The 22,105-nt window shown below is 38.6% G+C and carries 16 protein-coding genes and 1 pseudogene; 7 read left to right on the top strand and 10 right to left on the bottom strand.

The window, feature by feature from the left end; genetic code table 11:
* Positions 1 to 18 precede the first annotated feature (18 nt).
* Complete coding sequence (locus V6R96_RS18810; protein WP_336379946.1) at positions 19 to 1,389, bottom strand: PQQ-dependent sugar dehydrogenase; 1,371 nt, start codon at positions 1,387 to 1,389, stop codon at positions 19 to 21.
* Positions 1,390 to 1,607: 218 nt separating this feature from the next.
* Between V6R96_RS18810 and secD the strand changes: the two genes are divergently transcribed.
* The 6 genes from secD to V6R96_RS18780 all read left to right on the top strand — a co-directional run bounded on the left by secD (position 1,608) and on the right by V6R96_RS18780 (position 8,664).
* Complete coding sequence (gene secD, locus V6R96_RS18805; protein WP_111957611.1) at positions 1,608 to 4,517, top strand: protein translocase subunit SecD; 2,910 nt, start codon at positions 1,608 to 1,610, stop codon at positions 4,515 to 4,517.
* A 319-nt stretch (positions 4,518 to 4,836) separates the two neighbouring features.
* Positions 4,837 to 6,072: a TCR/Tet family MFS transporter gene (locus tag V6R96_RS18800; protein ID WP_111957609.1), complete on the top strand. Its 1,236-nt coding sequence runs from the start codon at positions 4,837 to 4,839 to the stop codon at positions 6,070 to 6,072.
* A 332-nt stretch (positions 6,073 to 6,404) separates the two neighbouring features.
* Positions 6,405 to 6,740: a twin-arginine translocase TatA/TatE family subunit gene (locus tag V6R96_RS18795; RefSeq protein ID WP_111957607.1), complete on the top strand. Its 336-nt coding sequence runs from the start codon at positions 6,405 to 6,407 to the stop codon at positions 6,738 to 6,740.
* Positions 6,741 to 6,743: 3 nt separating this feature from the next.
* Positions 6,744 to 7,310, top strand: coding sequence for a phosphatase PAP2 family protein (locus V6R96_RS18790; protein ID WP_111957605.1), 567 nt, complete (start codon positions 6,744 to 6,746; stop codon positions 7,308 to 7,310).
* On the top strand, positions 7,307 to 8,119 hold the full coding sequence (locus V6R96_RS18785) for a lipopolysaccharide assembly protein LapB (RefSeq protein WP_223558818.1): 813 nt from the start codon (positions 7,307 to 7,309) through the stop codon (positions 8,117 to 8,119). Before V6R96_RS18790 ends, V6R96_RS18785 begins: the two co-directional genes overlap by 4 nt.
* Positions 8,120 to 8,205: 86 nt before the next feature.
* On the top strand, positions 8,206 to 8,664 hold the full coding sequence (locus V6R96_RS18780; RefSeq protein WP_336379947.1) for a tRNA (cytidine(34)-2'-O)-methyltransferase: 459 nt from the start codon (positions 8,206 to 8,208) through the stop codon (positions 8,662 to 8,664).
* Positions 8,665 to 8,702: 38 nt separating this feature from the next.
* Here the strand turns inward: V6R96_RS18780 and V6R96_RS18775 are convergent, their stop codons facing one another.
* Positions 8,703 to 9,176 (bottom strand): 23S rRNA (pseudouridine(1915)-N(3))-methyltransferase RlmH, encoded by a 474-nt coding sequence (locus V6R96_RS18775; RefSeq protein WP_111957599.1) that lies wholly within the window; start codon positions 9,174 to 9,176, stop codon positions 8,703 to 8,705.
* A 344-nt stretch (positions 9,177 to 9,520) separates the two neighbouring features.
* On the opposite strand from V6R96_RS18775, the gene V6R96_RS18770 reads away from it, so the two are divergent.
* On the top strand, positions 9,521 to 10,531 hold the full coding sequence (locus V6R96_RS18770) for a YihY/virulence factor BrkB family protein (protein WP_111957597.1): 1,011 nt from the start codon (positions 9,521 to 9,523) through the stop codon (positions 10,529 to 10,531).
* Here V6R96_RS18770 and nhaA read toward each other — a convergent pair.
* From nhaA to V6R96_RS18730, 8 genes and pseudogenes are all read right to left on the bottom strand, one after another.
* Positions 10,528 to 11,706, bottom strand: a complete 1,179-nt coding sequence (gene nhaA / locus V6R96_RS18765) for a Na+/H+ antiporter NhaA (protein WP_336379948.1) — start codon at positions 11,704 to 11,706, stop codon at positions 10,528 to 10,530. The genes V6R96_RS18770 and nhaA overlap by 4 nt on opposite strands.
* A 2-nt stretch (positions 11,707 to 11,708) precedes the next feature.
* Positions 11,709 to 13,919: a RelA/SpoT family protein gene (locus tag V6R96_RS18760; protein ID WP_336379949.1), complete on the bottom strand. Its 2,211-nt coding sequence runs from the start codon at positions 13,917 to 13,919 to the stop codon at positions 11,709 to 11,711.
* A gap of 112 nt (positions 13,920 to 14,031) precedes the next feature.
* Positions 14,032 to 14,397: a hypothetical protein gene (locus V6R96_RS18755; protein WP_111957590.1), complete on the bottom strand. Its 366-nt coding sequence runs from the start codon at positions 14,395 to 14,397 to the stop codon at positions 14,032 to 14,034.
* A gap of 323 nt (positions 14,398 to 14,720) precedes the next feature.
* Positions 14,721 to 16,634: pseudogene (gene acs / locus V6R96_RS18750) on the bottom strand (acetate--CoA ligase); the annotation flags it as partial.
* 54 nt (positions 16,635 to 16,688) lie between these two features.
* The gene (locus V6R96_RS18745) at positions 16,689 to 18,575 is read right to left on the bottom strand and encodes an AMP-binding protein (protein ID WP_336379950.1); all 1,887 of its coding nucleotides are present in this window, start codon (positions 18,573 to 18,575) and stop codon (positions 16,689 to 16,691) included.
* Positions 18,576 to 18,786: 211 nt separating this feature from the next.
* Positions 18,787 to 19,149, bottom strand: coding sequence for a response regulator transcription factor (locus V6R96_RS18740; protein ID WP_111957584.1), 363 nt, complete (start codon positions 19,147 to 19,149; stop codon positions 18,787 to 18,789).
* Between the two features lie 6 nt (positions 19,150 to 19,155).
* The gene (locus tag V6R96_RS18735) at positions 19,156 to 21,852 is read right to left on the bottom strand and encodes an ATP-binding protein (protein WP_336379981.1); all 2,697 of its coding nucleotides are present in this window, start codon (positions 21,850 to 21,852) and stop codon (positions 19,156 to 19,158) included.
* The gene (locus tag V6R96_RS18730) at positions 21,845 to 22,039 is read right to left on the bottom strand and encodes a hypothetical protein (protein WP_336379951.1); all 195 of its coding nucleotides are present in this window, start codon (positions 22,037 to 22,039) and stop codon (positions 21,845 to 21,847) included. The genes V6R96_RS18735 and V6R96_RS18730 overlap by 8 nt, the downstream gene beginning before the upstream one ends.
* Positions 22,040 to 22,105 lie beyond the last annotated feature (66 nt).

The raw sequence follows: 22,105 nt of genomic DNA, 5'->3' as shown, positions 1-22,105 counted from the left end.
ATTGAAGTAAAATTTCTGTCATTTAATAATAAGTTTCTGGCTGTAAGATTTCACATCTCCCGATTTGATGATCAGGTAATAAACTCCGGCAGGAATTCCTGTAATGTCTACGCTGCTATCGTTTTCAATTTTTGCTTTTTCCAGAACTATTTTTCCTTCTGTACTGATAAGATCTGCAGTGCTGTTCAGGTCTTCCAGACCTTCAATGAACACTTTTTCAGAAGCGGGATTGGGATGAATATACAAAGAATTTGAGCGGTCTGTCTCGTCTGTTGCCAGCGCGCCTGTTGTGATTTTAAATATTTTTCCGCTGTTTACCGCTGCCACAAACAATTCTTTCTGAGAGTTCTGCCCGAAAGTAGAAAAATTGTTCCCCGAACTTGGAGAATTCCACACAATAGAATTATCCGGATTCATGATTCCGATCTGTTCAGAACAGTAATCTGCAAAGAAGTATTTTCCCTGAAGGGCAGGATACTGGCTTCCTCTATAAATATACCCACCGGTTATAGAGCATTTCCCTCCGGAATGATCATAAACGGCAACCGGAAATGTCATCGTGGACATAGGGGCACATCCTGCTGTATTGTAAGCATTATTGCCTTCATAACATCGCCATCCGTAATTGATTCCAGCTTGGGTAGCAGGCATCCTGTTGATCTCTTCAATGGCTCCCTGGCCTACATCAGCAATGATTACATTCCCTGTATTTGTGTCAAATGAAAATTTCCATGCATTTCTAAGTCCATATGACCAGATTTCGTCGGCTCCGGTTACTAAATTTCCTGCAAAAGGGTTTCCGGGCGGAATATTATACGGCCCTGTAGCATTTACATCGATTCTTAACATTTTTCCCAGAAGTGAATTGATGTTTTGAGCATTATTGTTGGGGTCTCCGCCGCTTCCTCCATCTCCCGTAACGATCCAAAGATTTCCGTCAGAACCGAAATGAATACTTCCGCCGTTATGATTGTCAAACGGTTTTGGAATATTCAGAAGGATCTTTTCAGAAGCTGGATCTGCAACGTCAGGGTTAGCAGAGCTTACAGAATACCTTGCTACAATGATATTTCCGGCGGTATTGTTGTAATACACAAAGAAATACCCGTTGGTTGAATACTGAGGATGAAAGGCAAGACCAAGAAGGCCTCTTTCCCCTCCGTAAAGAACTTTGGAGCTGATATTCATAAAATCTGCACTGTTAATTGTTCCGTTGGGTTGAATGATCTTAATGATTCCGTTCTGCTGTACGACGAAGAGACGGGTGTCATTGGCGTTCGTAATTTCAACTGGACTGGTAAGCCCGGACGCAAATTCTACTAAATTAATGCTTTGAGAATTAACGATTAAGGAAGAAAAAACGCCTAGGGTAAAAAATAGTTTTTTCATAATATTTTGATATTTAGTGTATTGATAAATGAATGAAAATTTTATACCAATCGGAATTTGAAAATTTCATTACGATAAGGAGGAAAAATTATTAAATCTTAAATAGAAGTTAAAACCCCGATATATCTGAAAATAAACCGTTTCTGTTGTTAAAAAATTCATAAAATAATAATAAAATCATTATATTTGCCGACTTAATTTAACGTAGTTATAACAAAATGCAAGGAAAAGGACTTATTACAATTGTTGCTATTGTACTAGGGTTAATTTGCTTAAATGAGCTATTACCAACTTGGTACGCCAGCAAAATTGAAAGGCAGGCGACTGCTGTTGCAGGAGACAATCCGGAAAAGTATCAGAAAGAAATTACAAGACTTTCTAAAGATACTTTGAACCTGGGATTCACAAAACTTTATTACACTAAAGCCAAAGACAAGGAAATGAAACTTGGTCTTGACTTGAAAGGAGGGATCAACGTTCTTTTGGAAATCAACCAAAGAGATTTGGTAAATGATTTAACCAATTATTCTACCAATCCTGTTCTTATCGAGGCTTTAAACAAGACGGATGAAGTTCAGAAGAATTCTACAAAATCTTACATCGATAATTTCTTCGATCAGTTTGAAGCGATCAACAAAGCGAAAGGAACGAACCTTAAGCTGGCTGATCCTGAACTTTTCGGAAATACTAATTTATCGGAGATCAAGTACAATACGACTGATGATCAGGTAAAAAGTATCATCAAAAGAAGAATTGATCTTTCTGTAGGTACTGCTTTTGAAGTAATCAGAACCAGAATCGATAAAATGGGTGCGGTGCAGCCAAACGTTCAGAGAGTACCGGGTACGGCAAGAATTTCTGTTGAAATGCCAGGTATGAAAGATATCGACAAGGTGAAGAAAATGCTCCAGACTTCTGCAAAACTTCAGTTCTGGGAAGTACAGCAGGTTCCTGAAATAGCGCCATATTTCCAGACATTGACTACAATGGTAGGCATAAAAGGTGATTCTATGGGAGTTGCGAAGAACATCAACTTCATGAGTCTTTTAAACCTTGACAAATTAAGATCAAACGGTGTTGCAAGCGTAAAACTTTCAGATACTGCTGCTGTAAACAAAATTTTGAACAGCAAAGTAGGTCAGTCATTACGTCCGGCTAACATTAAATATACACAGTTTATGTGGGGATACAAACCTGAAGCTACAGATGCTGAAAGTTTAGTATTGTATGCAATCAGAGGTAATATCAACCAAAAAGCTCCGGTAGACGGTGCTGTTGAAACGGCAAGCATTGGCTATGATGAGCTAAGCAGAGTGGTAGTAGACATGCAGATGGATTCCAAAGGCGCTAAAGAATGGAAAACATTAACTGAGAAGAACGTAGGTAAGCCGGTAGCGGTAACATTGGATGGCAGAGTATATACTGCGCCAAATGTTGTGAACGCTATTCCAAACGGGAGAACCCAGATCTCTGGTAACTTCTCTCAGGAAGAAGCTAAAGAACTGGTAGATGTTTTGGGAGCAGGTAAATTACCGGCTGGTGCAAAAGTAGTTCAGGCTACAGTAGTAGGACCTTCATTAGGACAGGAATCTATTAACGCAGGGGTTATTTCATTTGCTATCGCATTTTTAATTATTATTGTTTATATCATTTTCTATTACGGTGGTGCAGGGGTGTATGCTGTAATTGCAATGATCATCAACTTATTCTATATTTTCGGAATTATGGATTCCGGTGACTTTACATTAACGCTTCCTGGTATCGCGGGTATCGTTCTTACGATGGCGATGGCGGTCGATACGAATGTAATTATCTACGAAAGAACCAAAGAAGAATTATTTGCAGGAAAGAGCATCCTGGAAGCTTACAAAGACGGTTTCAAACACGCACTAAGTGCGATCGTAGATGGTCACTTAACGACATTATTAACGGCCGGCGTACTTTTCTTATTCGGAACAGGACCTATCAAAGGATTTGCTTTGACTTTAGGAATTGGTATATTAATGACATTCTTTACTTCTGTATTACTTTCAAGAGTAATGATCTTCACAAGATTGAATAAAGGAAAACATCTTTCTGTCTGGACTCCTCCAACGAAGAACCTGTTCAGAAATACATGGATCGATTTTATCGGAAAAAGAAAATATGCCTATATCATTTCTGGTGTTTTAACTCTAGTTTGTATTGCATCTATTGCCATCCACGGTTTCAAATACGGAATTGATTTTACAGGAGGTAGAAACTATGTGGTAAGATTTGATAAAGCGGTTAATGCTGAAGATATTGAGCAGAACCTGGTAAAAGTATTCAAAACTGAAGATGGTAAAAACTCTTCTGTTGAAGCTAAAACTTTCGGAAACGACAGACAGTTGAAAATCTCAACAGATTACCTTATTGAAGATGAGTCTTTAAAAGCTGACCAAACTGTAGAGCAGAAATTATACGAAGGATTAAAGGCAAGCTTGCCTGCTAAGACTACATTGAGTGATTTCAAATCTGCGGATAAAGAGCATGCAGGAATTATCTCTTCTGAAAAAGTAGGACCTACGGTAGCAGATGATATTCAGACTCATGGTATTCTTGCTGTAGTAGCTGCTTTAGCGGGTATTTTCATCTATATCTTGTTAAGATTTAGAAAATGGCAATTCTCGTTGGGTGCTGTTGTAGCTTTGTTCCATGATGCGGTAATTATTTTGGGAGCGTATTCATTGCTTCATAAATTTATGCCGTTCAACATGGAGATCAACCAGGATTTTGTTGCAGCAATCCTTACCGTATTAGGATACTCAATTAATGATACCGTTATTATCTTCGATAGAATTAGAGAGTATTTAAGAGAGAAGAAGGCTTTAACATTGGCAGGATTATTTGATGACTCTATCTCAAGTACATTAGGTAGAACATTCAACACTTCATTTACAACGATTCTTGTGATCCTGGCGATCTTCATCTTTGGTGGAGATAACCTGAGAGGATTTATGTTTGCCATGTTGATCGGTATCGGATTTGGTACCTATTCATCCATCTTTATTGCATCGGCTATTGCTTATGATTTCCTTAAGAAAGGAAAAGAAGATGAGGTGCACGGGAAGACAACAAGTACCAAAGAAGTACTTGCTTCAAAGTAATATCAACTACAATAAATAAGTAAAGGCCGTTTCGAAAGAAATGGCCTTTTTTGTGCGGATGGGGGGTAAGAGTATCAGGGATTTTGGGTTCAAAGTTTTTGAATTACGGATTACCGCATTCTTGGTTTCAAGATCTGGATTTCAAAAATTTAATATTAAAGTTCAAGGTTTAAATTTATATTTGCGTAGCCCAAATCTGGAATCTGATGTCTGAAATCTTTCATCTAAAATCTTGACTCTTGGTTCTTGGTTCTTGACTCTCCCTTAAATCCACAATTTAGAATCATTATATTTCAGATTTCATTAATTTTGCAGCATTATGGAAAACTCAAGGAAAAAAGCAGCCATCGGCTTTATATTTATTACTTTATTGATTGACATTACAGGATGGGGAATTATTATTCCTGTTGTTCCCAAATTAATTGAGGAACTGATCCATGCCGACATCAGTGAAGCAGCAAAATATGGTGGCTGGCTTGGTTTTGCCTATGCATTTACTCAGTTTATCTTTTCACCGGTGGTAGGAAATCTGAGTGATAAATACGGGAGAAGGCCTATTATCCTGATTTCCCTTTTTGGATTTGCAGTAGATTATATTTTTCTTGCTCTTGCACCCACGATCTGGTGGCTTTTCCTGGGCCGGATTATTGCCGGGATCACAGGAGCCAGTGTAACAACCGCCAGTGCTTATATTGCTGATATTTCTACAGATGAAGACAGGGCTAAGAATTTCGGTCTTATCGGGGCCGCATTTGGTCTTGGATTTATCATCGGACCTGTATTGGGAGGAGTTCTGGGACATTATGGTGCCAGAGTGCCTTTTTATGCAGCGGCAGGTTTATGCCTTTTAAATTTCCTTTACGGTTATTTCGTTCTTCCTGAAAGCTTAGATAAGGATAAAAGAAGAGAATTCGACTGGAAACGGGCGAACCCTGTTGGTTCATTTAAATTTTTAGGTAAACATCCGGAAATTTCAGGATTGATTTTTGCCCTTATCTTAATTTATATTGCGGGCCATGCCGTACAGAGTAACTGGAGCTTTTTCACCATGTACAAATTTAGCTGGACAGAAAGGATGGTTGGAATTTCATTAGGGGTTGTAGGACTTTTAGTAGGTCTGGTTCAGGGTGTTCTGATACGCTGGACAACTCCAAGATTAGGAGAGGAAAAAAGTATTTATTACGGATTGGCTTTGTATGCATTAGGGATGCTTTTGTTTGCCTTTGCTACAGAAGGCTGGATGATGTTTGCGTTTTTAGTTCCTTACTGTCTGGGTGGAATCTGTGGACCGGCATTGCAGTCAGTAATTACGAAAAGTGTTCCTTCCAATGAGCAGGGAGAGCTCCAGGGAGCATTGACCAGTTTAATGAGCGCTACTTCTATTATAGGGCCACCGTTGATGACTAACCTTTTTTACTTCTTTACCCACGACGAAGCCCCATTTGAATTTTCAGGAGCACCGTTCTTCCTGGCATTTATTTTAATGGCGATAAGTGTGGTGATGACTTATTATGCATTTCAGAAAAAAGATAAAAAGCTGATCAAAAAGCTGTAATTAAAGCAAAGTCTGAAAAGATTAATTATTTAAACCCGAATTAAGATAAGTGTTGAAAATAACGCAGTGGATAAGCAGTAGCTTTACAAAGCATGACAGCTTTAAATATTGAACTAAAATCAAAGAGTCAAAAATGCTGGATTTAGATTCGGAATCGAAACTATTATCTGCAAACAATAATTTACAGCCAGCAACAAGAATCAACAGCTAATCGAAGTGTACTTGATTCTTAAATTGTTGAACTTCATAGCTTTAATCTTATAAAATCTTAAAATTTGTTTAAAATTTTAGTTTCCTGTAAATAAATGTATAATCTTTTGTAATTTTACGGCATGGAATTAAGCATTGGAGAAATGGCTCTGATCGCGGTAGCGATTGTTGTTTTATTCGGTCCGGATAAACTTCCTCAGATAGCGCGTGACCTTGGGGCAGGCGTTAGAAAGATGCGTGGTGCAGTGGAAGACATTAAAACTGAGATCATGAAGGAAACAGATAATCCTGTTTCTGAGATCAAACGCGAAATTGAGAAGGTAAAAGACGCTGCAAAGGACTTCAACCCCATGAAGAACATTGAAAAAGATATCATGACAGAACCTTCCGCAACTAATGAACCTCCGAAACTAAAGCCTGCCGACGATGAAACCTACGAAGGGCCTGTAAGCAGATAATTCATGGAGGAAATCATTCAGGAAGACAAAAAGGTTTTTCTATACCTTAATAATTTGGGCGATACTTCTTTCGACCAATTTTGGATGCTCATTTCCAGTACATGGATATGGGTACCGCTATACATTATATTTCTTTACTTTTTATACAAGAACTATAAGCTAAAATCCTTAGTTTTTATCCTTATATTCATTGCACTTGGAGCTACTGTTTCTGATCAGCTGGCAAGTGTTTTCAAATATGGAGTGGCCAGGCTTCGGCCCTGCCATGATCCCAGTTTAGAACATTATATGAGGATCGTGAAGTGCGGCGGACAGTATGGATTTTATTCTGCCCATGCTTCCAATACCTTCTTCCTGGCAGCTTATTTAAGCATTTTATTGAAAAAGAAGCTCAATTGGTTTCCATATGCTATATTTGTATGGGCTGTGATAGTTTCTTACAGCCGCATATATTTAGGAGTGCATTTCCCGATAGATATTTTGGTGGGGGCGTTTGTTGGATCTTTATTGGGAGTGATATTTGGAATACTCGCCAAAAAAGTCATCAACAAACAAAATATACCTTCATGAAAAAATCTTTATTACTGACAGCATTGATATGCTCCTCATTCATACTTTACGCACAGGACAAAATTAAAGCAGAAGAATGCTTTAAAAAAGCCGACTATAAATGTGCAGAAGAGCAATATACCAAACTTGCGGAAAAAGAGCAGATTCAGAAATATCAGTCTGAATACTACAATAATCTGGGAACAGCCCAAAGAAGGCTTGGAAAAACAGCATTAGCTTTGAAATCGTACGAATCCGCAATGAAAGCCAATCCCTTATCGGCTCCAGTATATGCCAATCTTGCATCACTGAACAGCCAGAAAGGAAATAAGGCTAAGGCATTAGAATATATCTCTACCGGCCTTAAGATTGATGCTGAAAATCCGGAATTTTATCTTACCCGTTCCAAAATCTATGACAGCCAGGGAAAAAAAGATCTTGCGCTGAGTGATCTCAAACAGATCCTGAGCTTTGCACCGGATAATATTTTTGCGAAAACGGGGCTGGCCAATCTGAAGAAAAATAATGGTGACCTGGACGGTGCCTTAAAAGATTACAATCAGCTGATCTCTGAAAAACCGGAATCACTGTTGTATAATGGCAGGGCAGATGTTTATTTCAAAATGAAAAAGTCTAAAGAAGCTCTTACAGATGCTAATAAAGCCATTTCCATAGATCCTAAATTTTCCCATTCCTATGTAACCAAAGCATTGGTCCTATTTGAAACGGCAAAACCAAAAGAGGCCTGTGAAAACCTGGATAAAGCAGTAAGCTTAGGATATGAAAAAGCTATTTTGGCAGATTATTATGCTAAATGTGTGAAAAAATAAATCTTATAGTAAATACATTCTTACGGGCGCGGCATGAAATGCCGCGCCCGTAAGAATAAAATAAGCCATAAAATAAAGAAATATAGATGTTAAACATTGTTCTTGTAGAACCTGAAATACCCAACAATACAGGCAATATAGGACGGCTATGTGTAGGGACCGAAAGTAAACTGCACCTGGTTCATCCGTTTGGATTTGTAATCAATGATAAAAATCTGAAAAGATCCGGTTTAGATTATTGGGTGCATCTTGATGTTACTGAATATGCAAATATTGAAGAGTGGATGAAGAATATTCCCGATCCGTCTCGCGTTTTTTTAATGAGTTCACATGCTGAAAAATCCTATCTGGAAAATAACTTTCGGGATGGCGACTGGCTGGTTTTCGGCAAAGAAAGTATGGGGTTGAGTAATGAAGTCCTGGATCAGTTTGAAAACCATTTGACGATTCCCATGTCAAAATTAATCCGAAGCTTTAATATTGCCAATTCCGTTGCTTTTGTAGTAGGTGAGGCAAAAAGACAGATTGGTTTACAGGTTAAGTAAAAATAAAGTTTTAACTGACAGTAAAAATTTACAAAGATTTAATCATTATGGTAAGGCTTTCCCTGCAGGATCTGGTCGGCACGGTAGAGTTGTTCCACGATAAATAAACGGATCATCTGGTGGGTAAAAGTCATTTTTGATAAAGACATTTTTTCATTGGCCCGGCTGTAGACATCTTCTGAGAAACCATATGCACCCCCGATAAGGATATGAACTTTCTTTACTGAAGAATTCATCCACGCATCAATTTTTTGTGAGAATTCACGGCTGGTGAACTGCTTGCCTTTCTCATCTAGGAGTACAACTAGGTCATTTTTGTCAATGTAATTGAGGAACAGCTTGGATTCTTCCTTCTTCAAAAGTTCAGGTGAGAGGTTTTTTGCGTTTTTTACATCAGGAATTTCGGTGATTTCAAAATTCCAGTGCTTGGGAAGGCGGGTAAGGTAGTAGCTGATTAAAGAGGTAATCTCCTTATCATCCGTTTTGCCGATACAAAGTAAGCTGATTCTCATGTATGGAGGATTTCAAAAGGCAAAGATACCATTTTATGGCGGAAAACAGCTGAAGCCAGTAAAGCCAGGCTGAAAATGTTAAAAATAGAAAGACCAATGATTTCCAGTATTTTCAATGTTTTGGCTATTTAATTTTTAAATTCTTTTCTTGCCCATCATTTCTGTTTATCTACATAAACGGATCCATTGAACCATTAAAAAATTGTTATTTATTCGTTCCTGTGGTATTGAAATAAGAAAAAGGAAAATGTTTATATTTGTATAAAGACTTATTAAAAACAGCAGATCTTCTCCTTCTCAAGAGATAAACAGGAGGATTTTATTAAGTAAAATACACCAAATAGATGAGTATAAAAGTTCCTAGATTTATCTTGAAGATTCAAGAGTTTTTTGACGGTATACATATTCCTGTTTTGGGCATATCGCTCTGGCAGATGTTCCAGATCTATATTTCCGGAATTTTCAAAGGCAATATCGGAAGAAAGGCGGCAGCCATTTCCTGGAGCTTCACCATCAGTTTATTTCCTTTTCTGCTCTTCCTGCTTTCCGTTTTGCCGTACATGCCGCATTATGACAAGCTGCAGTTTTATATTTTTGAAGTTCTGATGCACAACGTTTTTCCTTCTAGTATGCAAGGGGATATACGTGGGTATATTGAGACTAATATTATTCCTAATATGAAAGGAATCAGTAATCTCACTATTGTGCTGGCTTTGATTTTTGCTACGAATGGGACTTTTTCTCTTATCAATGGGTTTAATGAAAATTCAGATGAAAAGCTTAGTGATGTTAAAGAATTTATTCTTTCATTTTTTATAACGATTGGCTTTATTACCATTGTATTTTTTGCACTTTTTGGAGTGTATTATGCGGAAGTTGTCATAAAACCTTTCACTCCGGCTTACGATATTTCATGGTTGGTCAAAAACCTTTCTAAGATCATTGGGTTTGTATCTTTTCCGCTGTTTTACTTCATCCTTTTAACGCTTTTTTATTGGCTGGGAACGGTGAAAATTGCCAGGTTCAGACAGGCTGTACCGGGAGCTATTTTAACGACGGTCCTGTTTGTTCTTACTACTTTTATCTTCGCGATCTATGTGAAAGATATTGCCAGATATAACGTCCTTTATGGATCTATCGGAAGTATGATCCTGCTGATGGTTTGGGTGAATGTGAATGTGTATCTTCTGCTGTTCGGAAACGAGCTTAATATGGCCCTCAGAAAACTCAGAATCGAAAAGCTGCTGTCTGATGAGATCAAAAGAGAAGCAGCTCACTATCATGCACAGGTGACAGAGCCTAATCTGGAAAGCGATGAAGAGCACAAAAGAAAGCTGGAAGAGGGAAAAGATTAATTTTCCACAGCGTTCATATCTTTTTTAGAACTCATACTTAATATGACAAACCCTAAAACTGCTGCAAAGAAAGAAGCGATCAGGATGGCAAATTTAGCTTCATCCTGAATTGGAATACTATCTTTAAAGGAAAGAAGTGCAATGAAAATCGACATGGTGAAGCCTATTCCCGCCAGTAATCCAACACCGACCATTTGTAGCCATGTGCTGTTTTGAGGCAGTGTGCTGAGCTTTAATTTAATGGCGATAAAAGAAAACACGTTGATCCCGATCAGTTTTCCCAATATCAGTCCACAGATAATTCCCAGACCCAATGTACTTGTCACACCCGCCACCATTTCACTGGTAAAAGTAATATTGGTATTCGTTAAAGCAAATATTGGCATGATCAGAAAACTTACGGGAAAATGAAGCTTGTGCTCAAGTTTTTCAAGAGGAGAGGTTTCTACATCAGATACATTCGTAGGAATGGAAAATGCCAGCAGAACTCCGGCTATTGTTGCATGAATCCCGGAATGATGTAGGAAATACCACAAAAATAACCCTGGAATAATATAAAAAATAAGACGGGTAACTTTCAGGAAATTTAAGAGAAACAGCAGTGCTGCCGTTCCAAACGAAAGTAGGAGATAGGCCCAGTGAATTTGTTCAGTATAAAAAATAGCGATCACCAGGATGGCGCCGAGATCATCTACAATTGCCAGCGCTGCAAGAAATATTTTAATAGAGTTGGGAATCTTTTTTCCCAGCATTGAGATGATCGCAAGAGAAAACGCGATATCCGTAGCCATAGGAATTCCCCAGCCGCTGCTATATTCTGTTCCGGAATTGAAGAAGGTATAGATTGCTGCAGGAACCAGCATTCCTCCTACGGCTGCAAATATAGGAAGGGAGGCATTTTTGAAAGAAGACAGTTCACCTTCCACCATTTCCCGTTTAATCTCGAGGCCTACAAGTAAAAAGAAAACGGCCATAAGCCCGTCATTAATCCATATGCTCACAGGATAGGTAAGATGAAAAAGCTGAGTTCCCACTTCTTTGTCCAGAAAGTTCTGGAAACCTTCTCCTGCGGACGAATTGGCAATTAATAATGAGACAAGCACACAGAAAATAAGTATAATTCCCGATGACTGATTGCTGCTGAAAAATTTTTTAAAATATAAAGATAAATTCATGTCTATGATTGTAATCGTCTCACTCTTGAAACTCCATCAATGCTTTTGAGTTTTTTAAATGTTTCTTCCAGTTGGCCTTTGTTTTTAACTTCAAGATTGATATTGCCCATAAAAACACCATTGTTAGATTCTATGGACATACTTTTCATATCCATTCCCATACTTCCGCTGATCACGGTTGTAATATCATTAATCATTCCCATTCTGTCGAGACCTTCGATTTCGATCTTAACTCTGTTCTTAAAGCTTTCCGCATTCACCCATTTGGCCGGGATGACACGGTAATCGTATTGTGCTCTCAGATTGATTGCGTTGGGACAATTGTCACTGTGGACCTTGATACCATCTGAAATGGTAATAAACCCAAAAATTTTATCACCGGGAATTACCGTACAGCATTTGGCATAGCTGTAGTTCAGTTTCTCTTCGTCTTTCCCGAAAACAATCATATCAAGGTTCTGTTCTTTCGGTTCCTCAAAATGTACGTTTTTCGTCGGGGATTTTCTGAACCTTGAAAGTAAATTATTAAATACATTTTTACTTTCGATATATTTTCTCAGACTGCTGACATCCAGTTCATTGCTTTGAAATTTAAGGAACAGTTCCTGAGAAGACTTCAGATTGAAAAACTTCTGAAGTTTGTTCACTTCTTCATCATTAAAATTAATCTTTGCATGGCGAAGTTTCCTTTGAAGAATTTCTTTTCCATCTTCCACCAGCTGGTTCTTCTGGGAATTCAGGTAGCTTTTGATCTTGGACTTGGCTTTGGATGTCACTACAAATTCCAGCCAGTCCGATTTAGGCTTCTGATTTTGTGAAGATAAAATATCTATCTGGTCACCATTCTGAAGAACATAAGAAATAGGAACCAGTTTTCCGTTGATTTTTGCTCCAAGACATTTCATTCCAAGGTCGGAGTGAACGGCAAAAGCAAAATCCAGAGCGGTAGCATTTGTTGGAAGGATCTTGATTTCCCCTTTTGGAGTAAAAACAAATACTTCCTTAGAATATAAATTGAGTTTAATATTATCTAAAAGTTCGGACGTGGAAAGGTTTTGCTGCTGCTCAAGAATATCACGGATTTCGGTAACCCATCTTTCAAAATTCCGGTCATCAGAACTCTGTTTGTAGCCTTCTTTGTATTTGTAGTGGGCTGCCACTCCTTTTTCGGCGATCTCGTCCATCCTTTCCGAGCGGATCTGTACTTCTATCCACTTCCTGTCCGGTCCCAGTACAGTCAAATGGAGACTTTCGTACCCTGTAGAACGTGGCTGAGTGATCCAGTCCCTCATTCTTGAAGGATTACTGTGGTAAACATCCGTTACGATAGAGTAGATCTTCCAGGCCAGGAACTTTTCGTTCTTTGCATCCGATTTATAAATAATCCTGATCGCATAGTTATCGAATACCTCTTCAAAAGAAACTCCCTGCTTCAGCATTTTTCTGTAAATAGAGGAAATAGCTTTCGCACGGCCTTTGATGGTGAAATTTAAACCTTCTTCTTTTAATCTTTCCGAAGCTTCTTTCTTGAATTCCTCAATATATCTTTCACGGCTTTCTTTCGCCAGTTCCAGTTTTTCTGTGATCTCATTATAAACCTCAGGATTGTTGTATTTCAGGGAAAGATCTTCCAGCTCCGATTTGATATTATACAGCCCCAGACGGTGTGCCATAGGTGCATAGATATAAACTGTTTCCGAAGCAATCTTTTTCTGTTTGTCCGGAGCCATGCTTTCCAGTGTCCGCATATTGTGAAGACGGTCAGCAATCTTGATGAGAATAACTCTGAAATCTTCAGACAGTGTCAATAACAGTTTTCTGTAATTTTCAGACTGTACGGAAATGTTCTGGTGATTCATAATGGAGATCTTTGTGAGCCCGTTCACAATATTGGCGATCTTTTCTCCAAAAATCTTTTTAAGATCTTCATAGGTATAATCGGAATCTTCTATAACGTCATGCAGCAGGGCACAGGCGATAGATGTGGCTCCAAGACCAATCTCTGTTGCTACAATTTTAGCAACAGCAATAGGGTGGTAGATGTAGGGTTCGCCGGATTTTCTCCTTTGATCTTTATGGGCATCCAATGCAATATCAAATGCCTTCCGGATGAGCTTGTTATTTTCCTCGTCCAGAGTCCTGTATGTATTCGAAATCAAATCCTTATACCGGGCAAGGATCTCTTTGTTTTCCTGTTCTAAATCGTAACTCATTTGTGCTAATGCCTATAATTAAACGAAAATACGAAATTTTTTAAACTTTTCCACCATAAAAAATCCGCAGAGCGTTCTGCGGATTTCCGGTTATTAGATTTTGTGTTTTCTGTCAGAATTTAACTTCTGAATCCATGCCGCTGCTTGATGCCTTTATTTTCACATCAGGGCTGTTATGGATGTCGGCTCTGTTTCTGGCATCAATAAATCGTTTAATTTGATCGTAATGTGCCTCTCCAATACCCATATTCTCGAATAAATAGGTCTTCAGTACTGAATTTTGGTTGAAAATATTTCTCGCGCCATCAGTTTGGTTATTATCTTTTACCGCAACACTCGCAAGATACTGAGAGGTATCAGAGCCGCTATGAAGATATACTATGTAATCTGAACTTTCAAATCCTGAATTTTCCAGATCGGCTTCAAGCTTTTTGTAATCGCTGTGATGTGCAAATAATCCAGCTAATATATTTGACATAAGCAATAGTTTTTAAATTGTACCTAAAGATAATAAATATTTTTCAATATTGTTATTATTAATTCATTAAAATTTACAATTTATTGTTTTATCTATAATGTAATGTTAAAATGTTTGAAAATGTCTATTGAACACCTGTTTGATTTTAATGATGCTATGAAAACGAGCAAGATGAGCCGAAAGAATCGGCTCAGCCTATTTCTGAATGGGTGTTTTACAGGTTCTATTGATTTTTTTCATCTGTAAAAATCTGCGGGAAATAAAAAAATAAAAAAACGGGCCGAAGCCCGTCCATTGAATATCATTAATCTTATTATATCCTTTTATATCCTTTCATTTTTAATTTCCTCCACAATTTCAGGATTTAGCAGTGTAGAAATATCTCCGAAATTACTGAAATCTCCTTCTGCAATTTTTCTCAGGATCCTACGCATAATTTTTCCGGAACGTGTTTTCGGAAGCCCTGAAACAAACTGTATCTTATCAAGTTTGGCAATAGGTCCTATCTGGTCTGATATCAGCTGATTAATCTCCTTTTTGAGATTTTCCTTGTCACGGCCTTCTCCGGTTTCTTTTAAGATCACAAAGCCATATAAAGCATTTCCTTTGATGTCATGAGGATAACCAACAATAGCAGATTCTGCAACAGCTGGATGTTCATTGATGCTGTCTTCGATAGGTGCTGTTCCCAGATTGTGCCCGGAAACAATAATCACGTCGTCTACACGGCCTGTAATTCTGTAATATCCTACTTCATCCCTCAGTGCACCGTCGCCTGTGAAGTATTTTCCCGGAAAGGCACTGAAATAAGTTTCCTTATACCGCTGATGGTCCCCCCAGATCGTTCTTGCAATTCCCGGCCATGGAAAGCGGATGCATAGGTTTCCTGTTACCTGGTTTCCTGTAATTTCGTTACGCTTATCATCCATCAGAACAGGCTGGATTCCTGGTAAAGGAAGTGTGGCATAAGTGGGTTTGGTTGGGGTAACGAAAGGAAGTGGGGAGATCATGATTCCTCCTGTTTCCGTCTGCCACCATGTATCTACAATAGGACATTTTTTATTTCCGACATGATCATTGAACCAATGCCAGGCTTCATCATTGATAGGCTCACCTACGGAACCGATCACCTTCAATGAGCTCAGGTCATGTTTATCTACCCATTCCGTGCTTTCTTTGGCCAATGAACGGATGGCGGTAGGAGCGGTATAGAACTGGGTGATTTTATGTTTTTCAATCACTTCCCAGAAACGGTCCGGTTCAGGATAAGTAGGTACCCCTTCGAAAATCACAGTGGTCGCACCGTTAAGAAGCGGTCCGTAGAGAATATAGGAATGTCCTGTGATCCATCCGATATCTGCTGTACACCAATAGATATCATTCTCTTTATAATTAAAAACATTTTTAAAAGTGTAGGCGGTGTATACCATGTATCCTGCAGAAGTGTGAAGCATTCCTTTCGGTTTTCCGGTAGAACCTGAGGTATACAGGATGAAAAGGGGATCTTCGGCATCCATGATAACGGTCACGAAATCTGCGGAGGCTTTTTCATACAGATCCGCCATCCAGTGGTCTCTGCCTTCTTTCATTTTAATTTCGTTGTGTGTTCTTTTCACAACCAGAACGGATTCTACGCTTGGTGTTTTTTCCAATGCTTCGTCTACAATGCTTTTCAGATCAAGAACTTTGTTTCCCCTGTAGCTGCCATCAGAAGTAATAATCATTTTGGCATTACAGTCATTAACCCTTGAAGCCACGGCGGAAGCTGAGAATCCTGCAAAGATAACAGAATGTACTGCTCCCAGTTTGGCGCAGGCAAGCATGGTAACGGCCAGCTCGGGGATCATGGGAAGGTAAATGCAGACTCTGTCGCCTTTTTCAATTCCCATTTCACGCAGAACATTGGCGGTTTTATTAACCCGTTGATACAGTTCATTATAGGAAATATGCTGAGCTTCTTCTTTAGGGTCGTTGGGTTCCCAGATAATTGCTGTTTTTTCACCTCTTACGGCAAGATGCCTGTCTATGCAGTTTTTAGTGATATTTAATTTGGCATTCTTAAACCATGTGATTTTGGCTTCATTCATATCATACTTAACCACCTTGCTCCATCTCTGGTACCACACGAAATTTTGGTCTGCAATCTTATCCCAGAATTTTTTAGGATTTTTGATAGACTTTTTATACTCTTCAAAATAATGTGGCAAATCTTCAATTAAGTAATTTCTCATATCCCTTTGTTTTTTGAAATTTGAATTTTATTAATATTAAATATATGTTTAATTTATGGCTTAAGCCCTATAGTCATTGATTTTTTCCTGAATTTCTTCAATGATTTTTTCATCATCTATCGTGGATGGAACCTGGAAATCTTTTCCATCCAGCAAGGTTCTGATCAGTTTTCTTAGAATCTTTCCTGAGCGGGTTTTGGGTAAACGTTTAACAACCATTGCATTCTTTAAAAAAGCCACAGCACCAATCTTTTCGCGAATCATTCTGATGATATCTTTTTCTATTTCTTCCTCAGAGATTATTGTTCCGTTTTTTAAAACAACCGTAGCAAAAGGAACCTGCCCTTTGAGTTCATCATCTATTCCTACAACAGCACATTCTGCCACATCGGGATGGGAAGAGACAATTTCTTCCATTTCTGAGGTGGAAAGCCTGTGTCCGGCTACATTAATGACGTCGTCCACTCTTCCGGTAATGAAAATATAGCCGTCCTCATCCTGAATAGCACCGTCTCCCGAGAAATAATACCCTTTGTACTGCGAAAGATAACTGTTCTGAAAGCGCTCATCGTCATTCCAGATGCCTAAAAGCGCTCCGGGAGGAAGCGGAAGTTTGATAATTAAATAACCTTCCTGATGGGCATCAAGCTCATATCCGTTCTCATCAAATATCTTAATGTCGTATCCCGGAATCGGCTTTCCGGCAGATGCTCTTTTAATCTGATAATTATCGTCGAATGTCATTAGGCCCAGCATTGGCCATCCGGATTCTGTCTGCCACCAATGGTCAATAGCAGGAATTCCTATATGCTCTGCAAACCAGTCTAAAGTGGCCACATCGCATCGTTCGCCAGCTAAAAACTGCTTTTTGAAATGGGACAGGTCGTATTTTTTTACCAGTTCTCCATCCGGATCTTCTTTTTTAATAGCCCGGATGGCTGTAGGGGCAGTAAACATTGCAGAAACTTTATATTCTGAAATAATTCTCCAGAACGTACCTGCATCAGGAGTCATAATGGGTTTTCCTTCGAAGATGATGGTCGTATTCCGGTTGATAAGAGGACCGTACACGCTAAAGCTATGTCCGACTGCCCACCCGAAATCAGATGCTGCCCAGTAAGTTTCTCCGGGTTCAACACCGTAAATATATTTCATGGAGAATTTCAATGCGGTTGCATAACCTCCGGTGTCGCGTGCAATTCCTTTGGGTTTTCCTGTGGTTCCTGAAGTATAAAGCAGGTATAGGGGATGGGTTGATTCCACGGAAACACAATCTACAGGCTCTGATTTTTGAACTAATTCTTCATAATCAATCAGTCCGTCGAACATTTCATGCTGGTTATCCACCAGTTTTCTGTTGTAAACAATAATGTTGTCTACTTTGTCCTGCGCCAGTTCAATGGCTTTTTCGACAAGTGGCAAATAGGGAATTCTTCTCGCTATTTCTACACCGGCAGTAGCGGTGATCAGGGCTTTTGGCTTACAGTCATCAATTCTTACCACCAATTCGTTCGGTGCAAAACCTCCGAAAACCACATTGTGAATCACCCCGATTCTTGCACAGGCCAACATTGCAAACAGAGTCTGCGGGATCATCGGCATGTAAATAACGGCTGTATCCCCTTTTTTTAAACCTAATGAAACGAGACCTCCTGCGAATTTTGATATTTCTTCTTTGGCCTCATCAAAAGTGTAGGTGATTTTCTGATCTGTAACCGGAGAATCATAAATAATGGCGGTCTGATTTCCAAAACCGTCTTCGATGTGTTTATCAATGCACAGATAGCACATATTGAGCTTTCCGTCACAATACCACTGCGGATAATCATTTTTACCATTGGAAAGAATCTGTTCCGGAAACTTAAACCACTGTATTTCTCTAGCCTGTTCCTTCCAGAAATTTTCCTTGTCTTCTATGCTTTGCTTAAACAAGTTATCTGCGTCCATATTAATTTTGTGTTTTATGTTTTTTTTCATTGTGAAGAGTGAAGCGACGAAGCAATCTCTAAAGTTGAGGCTTAAGCTCTTCTTAAAAACTTAATAAAACCTTTAATAGTTAAAATTGAAACCATTAAGGTTCATTTAAGGATTAAGATTATTAAGAAATTGCGTCGCTTTATTCACAATGACGATGTATTATCTTGGTTCTTGAATCTGTCTACTCAAACATCTCCTCAATCTGTTGCTGCAGTTTTTTAATGGAATAGGGCTTCGTGACATAAGCATCAGCGCCCATTTTCAGTCCTTTTTCAATATCTTTAGGATTATTTTTTGCGCTCAGAAAAATGACTTTTGTGTCTTTCATTCTTTCATCTTCTTTGATGGCTTCCAGGGTGCTGTATCCGTCCAGGTTGGGCATCATGATATCCAGAAGAATAACGTCCGGAACCATTGTTTTCAGGAACTCCAGAACTTCTGTTCCGTCTCTTGCGATGTAAACGTCGTAGCCGTTTTTCTTAAAGCTGTATTCAAGTGACATTAATATTTTATGTTCGTCATCGGCAATAATGATCTTTCTCATAGATGGTTATTGGTTTTGTTCAACTTCATTTTTTGTTATGCTGTAAGGAATGCTTATCGTAAAAGTTACGCCCAGACCGCTGTTTTCTGCTTTTATGGTTCCGCTGTGTGCCTGTACAATTTTCTTTGAAATAGCCAGTCCGAGTCCGCTTCCTGTTGGTTTTAAGATATTCTGGTTTTTTGACTGATAAAATTTATCGAAAATCATTTCCAGATCCTCTTCGGGAATATGCTGTCCGGTATTGAAAATGGTAATGATCAGGTGATCTTCTTTTTCAGCCAGTTTGGTCTGTATTGTTCCCTGGTCATCAGTAAATTTTAAAGCGTTTCCGAGGATATTCTGGAAAAGCTGAATCATTCTCGCTTCATCATATTCAAATACGGTTTGATTCAGAAGATTCACTTCACTTAAATGAATGTTTTTCTGCTGTATCAGATGGAGTAGAGGGTTTAAAGCTTTTTTGTAGGTTTCAAGAATATTGTCTTCTTTAATGTTCAAAGCAATTTCGCCATGTTCCAGTTTATCAAGGTAAAGAATATCGTTGATGATTTCACTCAGCCTGTCGGATTCCGTGATGATATTGTTTAAAAATTCCTGCTTAATGTCCGTTGGAATATCATCATCGTCCGCTAAAATTTCGCCTGCTGAACGGATGGCGGTGATCGGGGTTCGTAATTCATGGGCTACAGAATCCAGGAAATCGTCTTTCTGACGGTCTTTAACAATTAGGTTTTCGTTGGCCTTTCTCAGGTCATTGGAAAGCTTCTGTAATTCTTCCGACTGTTCGGTGAGTTTTTTGTTAAGGATAATATTTTCTTTGGATTCCTCTAAAATGTTTAAAACTTCTCTTAAAGATATTTTATCTTCTTTCGTTACACCTTCGATCAGAATTTTTGCGGATGCGGTCCCGATTCTTCCTGCCAGAAGGTTCTCAGAGAATTTGATAAATCTTGAATCTGCTGTTTCAGTGTTGGAATCGATGTTGTATTTCAAATTAAAGATCCTTAAAGCCTGTTCCGTTTTATTTTTGCCCAGAAATCTTTCCAGAATATTTCTGATATCTGAAACATAAGCAGTTCCGCGCCAGACAAAAGCATTTTCATGATTTAAAATATGCTTATCGATATCCACATATAATTCTGCAAAATTTCTTTCCCGGTAGTTGCCTTTAACACTTACGGAAATGATGGTAAACAAAGCTGTGTTAACAAAAACGGACCAGAAAAAAATCTGTGAGATTCTGCTTAGAAAAGGAATATTAAAAAATGTAAAAACATCATACATTTCACGGATAATCCCTTTGAATTCCTGGTTGTACGAGAAATAATACTGCGGAATGATCAGTCCGAAGTAGCAGATTGCTAATCCTGCAAGAAGTCCCGCTACGGCACCTTTATAACTTCCTCTTCTCCAGAATATCGCACCGAAAAATGAAGGAGCCAGCTGTGCGATTACAACAAATGAGATAAGCCCTACAGAATCCAAAGATGTTTTCAGGATAAAATATTTATAGAAAACAAAGGCCATGATGATCAGGGCAAAGATGCTGAATTTTCTAATGTTTGTAATGTTTCTTGTATTCTGAACCTCATTGTCAGATTTGAATTTCCCCAACAAACCGTAAGGGATGATGAGGTTATTGGAAAGCATGATGGATAAGGTAATAGCTGAAATGATGATCATGGAAATACATGAGCTCAATCCGCCTAGAAATACAAAAACTGTGATTAAAGTATTGTCAAAATGTTGTGGAATCAGAATAGAATAGAACTCCGGATTTACCTTCTCTCCGTCAAAAATTAATCTTCCGCCCCAGGCGATCGGGAAAATGAAGATCGTGAAGATCAATAAGTAAAGAGGAAAGAACCAGATTGCAGTCTTGATATGCTTCTCCTGTCTGTTCTCAATAATTGCAGTATGAAATTGTCTTGGAAGAATGCAGATGGCCGTAGCAGAAATCATACACAGAACCATCCAGTTCATAGCATCTTCAATTCCCTTAAATGTGTTTTTTTCTTTAAAATCTTCAAACTTGCTTGCCTTGTCATAGATGTCTGAAAAACCGTCAAATACAAAATAAATGACAAATATGCCCAAAATGATGATAAAGAAAAGCTTTAAAAAGCTTTCCAGGGCAATGGCGGAAATAATACCCAAACGTTTTTCTGATGCGTCTACATATCTGGTTCCATAATAGGAAGAGAACAGGGCAATTAAAACAACCACAAACGTTGCATTGTCGGTCAGTATATTATTGGATATTGAAGTCTCAGTAACCAGGTGAAAAGTTTCGGAAATAGCTTTGATCTGAAGCCCAATATAAGGAACAATGGCTAACAGGCAGACAACTGTGATGATTGCACTGAAGCTTCTGCTGTTTCCATATCGTAAAGAAATAAAATCGGCAAGGCTGCTGATTTTGTTGACTCTGGAAATTCTTACAATCCTTGTATTGATGTAGATCCATGCAGGGATAATCATAATAGGACCAATGTAGATGGGTAAATAATTCAGTCCGCTTGTAGCTGCAACGCCGATACTTCCGTAATACGTCCACGCTGTGCAGTAGACTGCCAGAGACAATGCGTAAATGTAAGGATTGTTCACCCACCGTTTACTTCTCTTCTTCTCTGCCAGATGGGCAACTAAGAACAAAAGGGCGAGATAGAGTAAAACAACAGCAAATAACGCCAGGCTACTCATCATATTTTTTTACGATTACAAAAGAGATAATGATGGAGATCATCCAGACCGCGAACAGATAGATCAGAATCATCGGGTAGCCAAGAACATCTTTTTCACTGTTGAAAAGCAGTGAAATAGGAATGCTGAAAGCCATCATCAGTCCGATGCTCAGGATAATCAGTTTTTGTTCGTGTCTTTTCTTCATACATGATGATTGATAAAAGATAATTGATGAGTGCGGGTACTCATCAATTATCATTAATCGTTTATA

The organism is Chryseobacterium sp. CCNWLW53, from assembly GCF_037083525.1.
Lineage (GTDB): Bacteria > Bacteroidota > Bacteroidia > Flavobacteriales > Weeksellaceae > Chryseobacterium > Chryseobacterium lathyri.
Note: the sequence above shows the minus strand (reverse complement) of the source record. Positions and strands in the feature narration are given on the sequence as shown.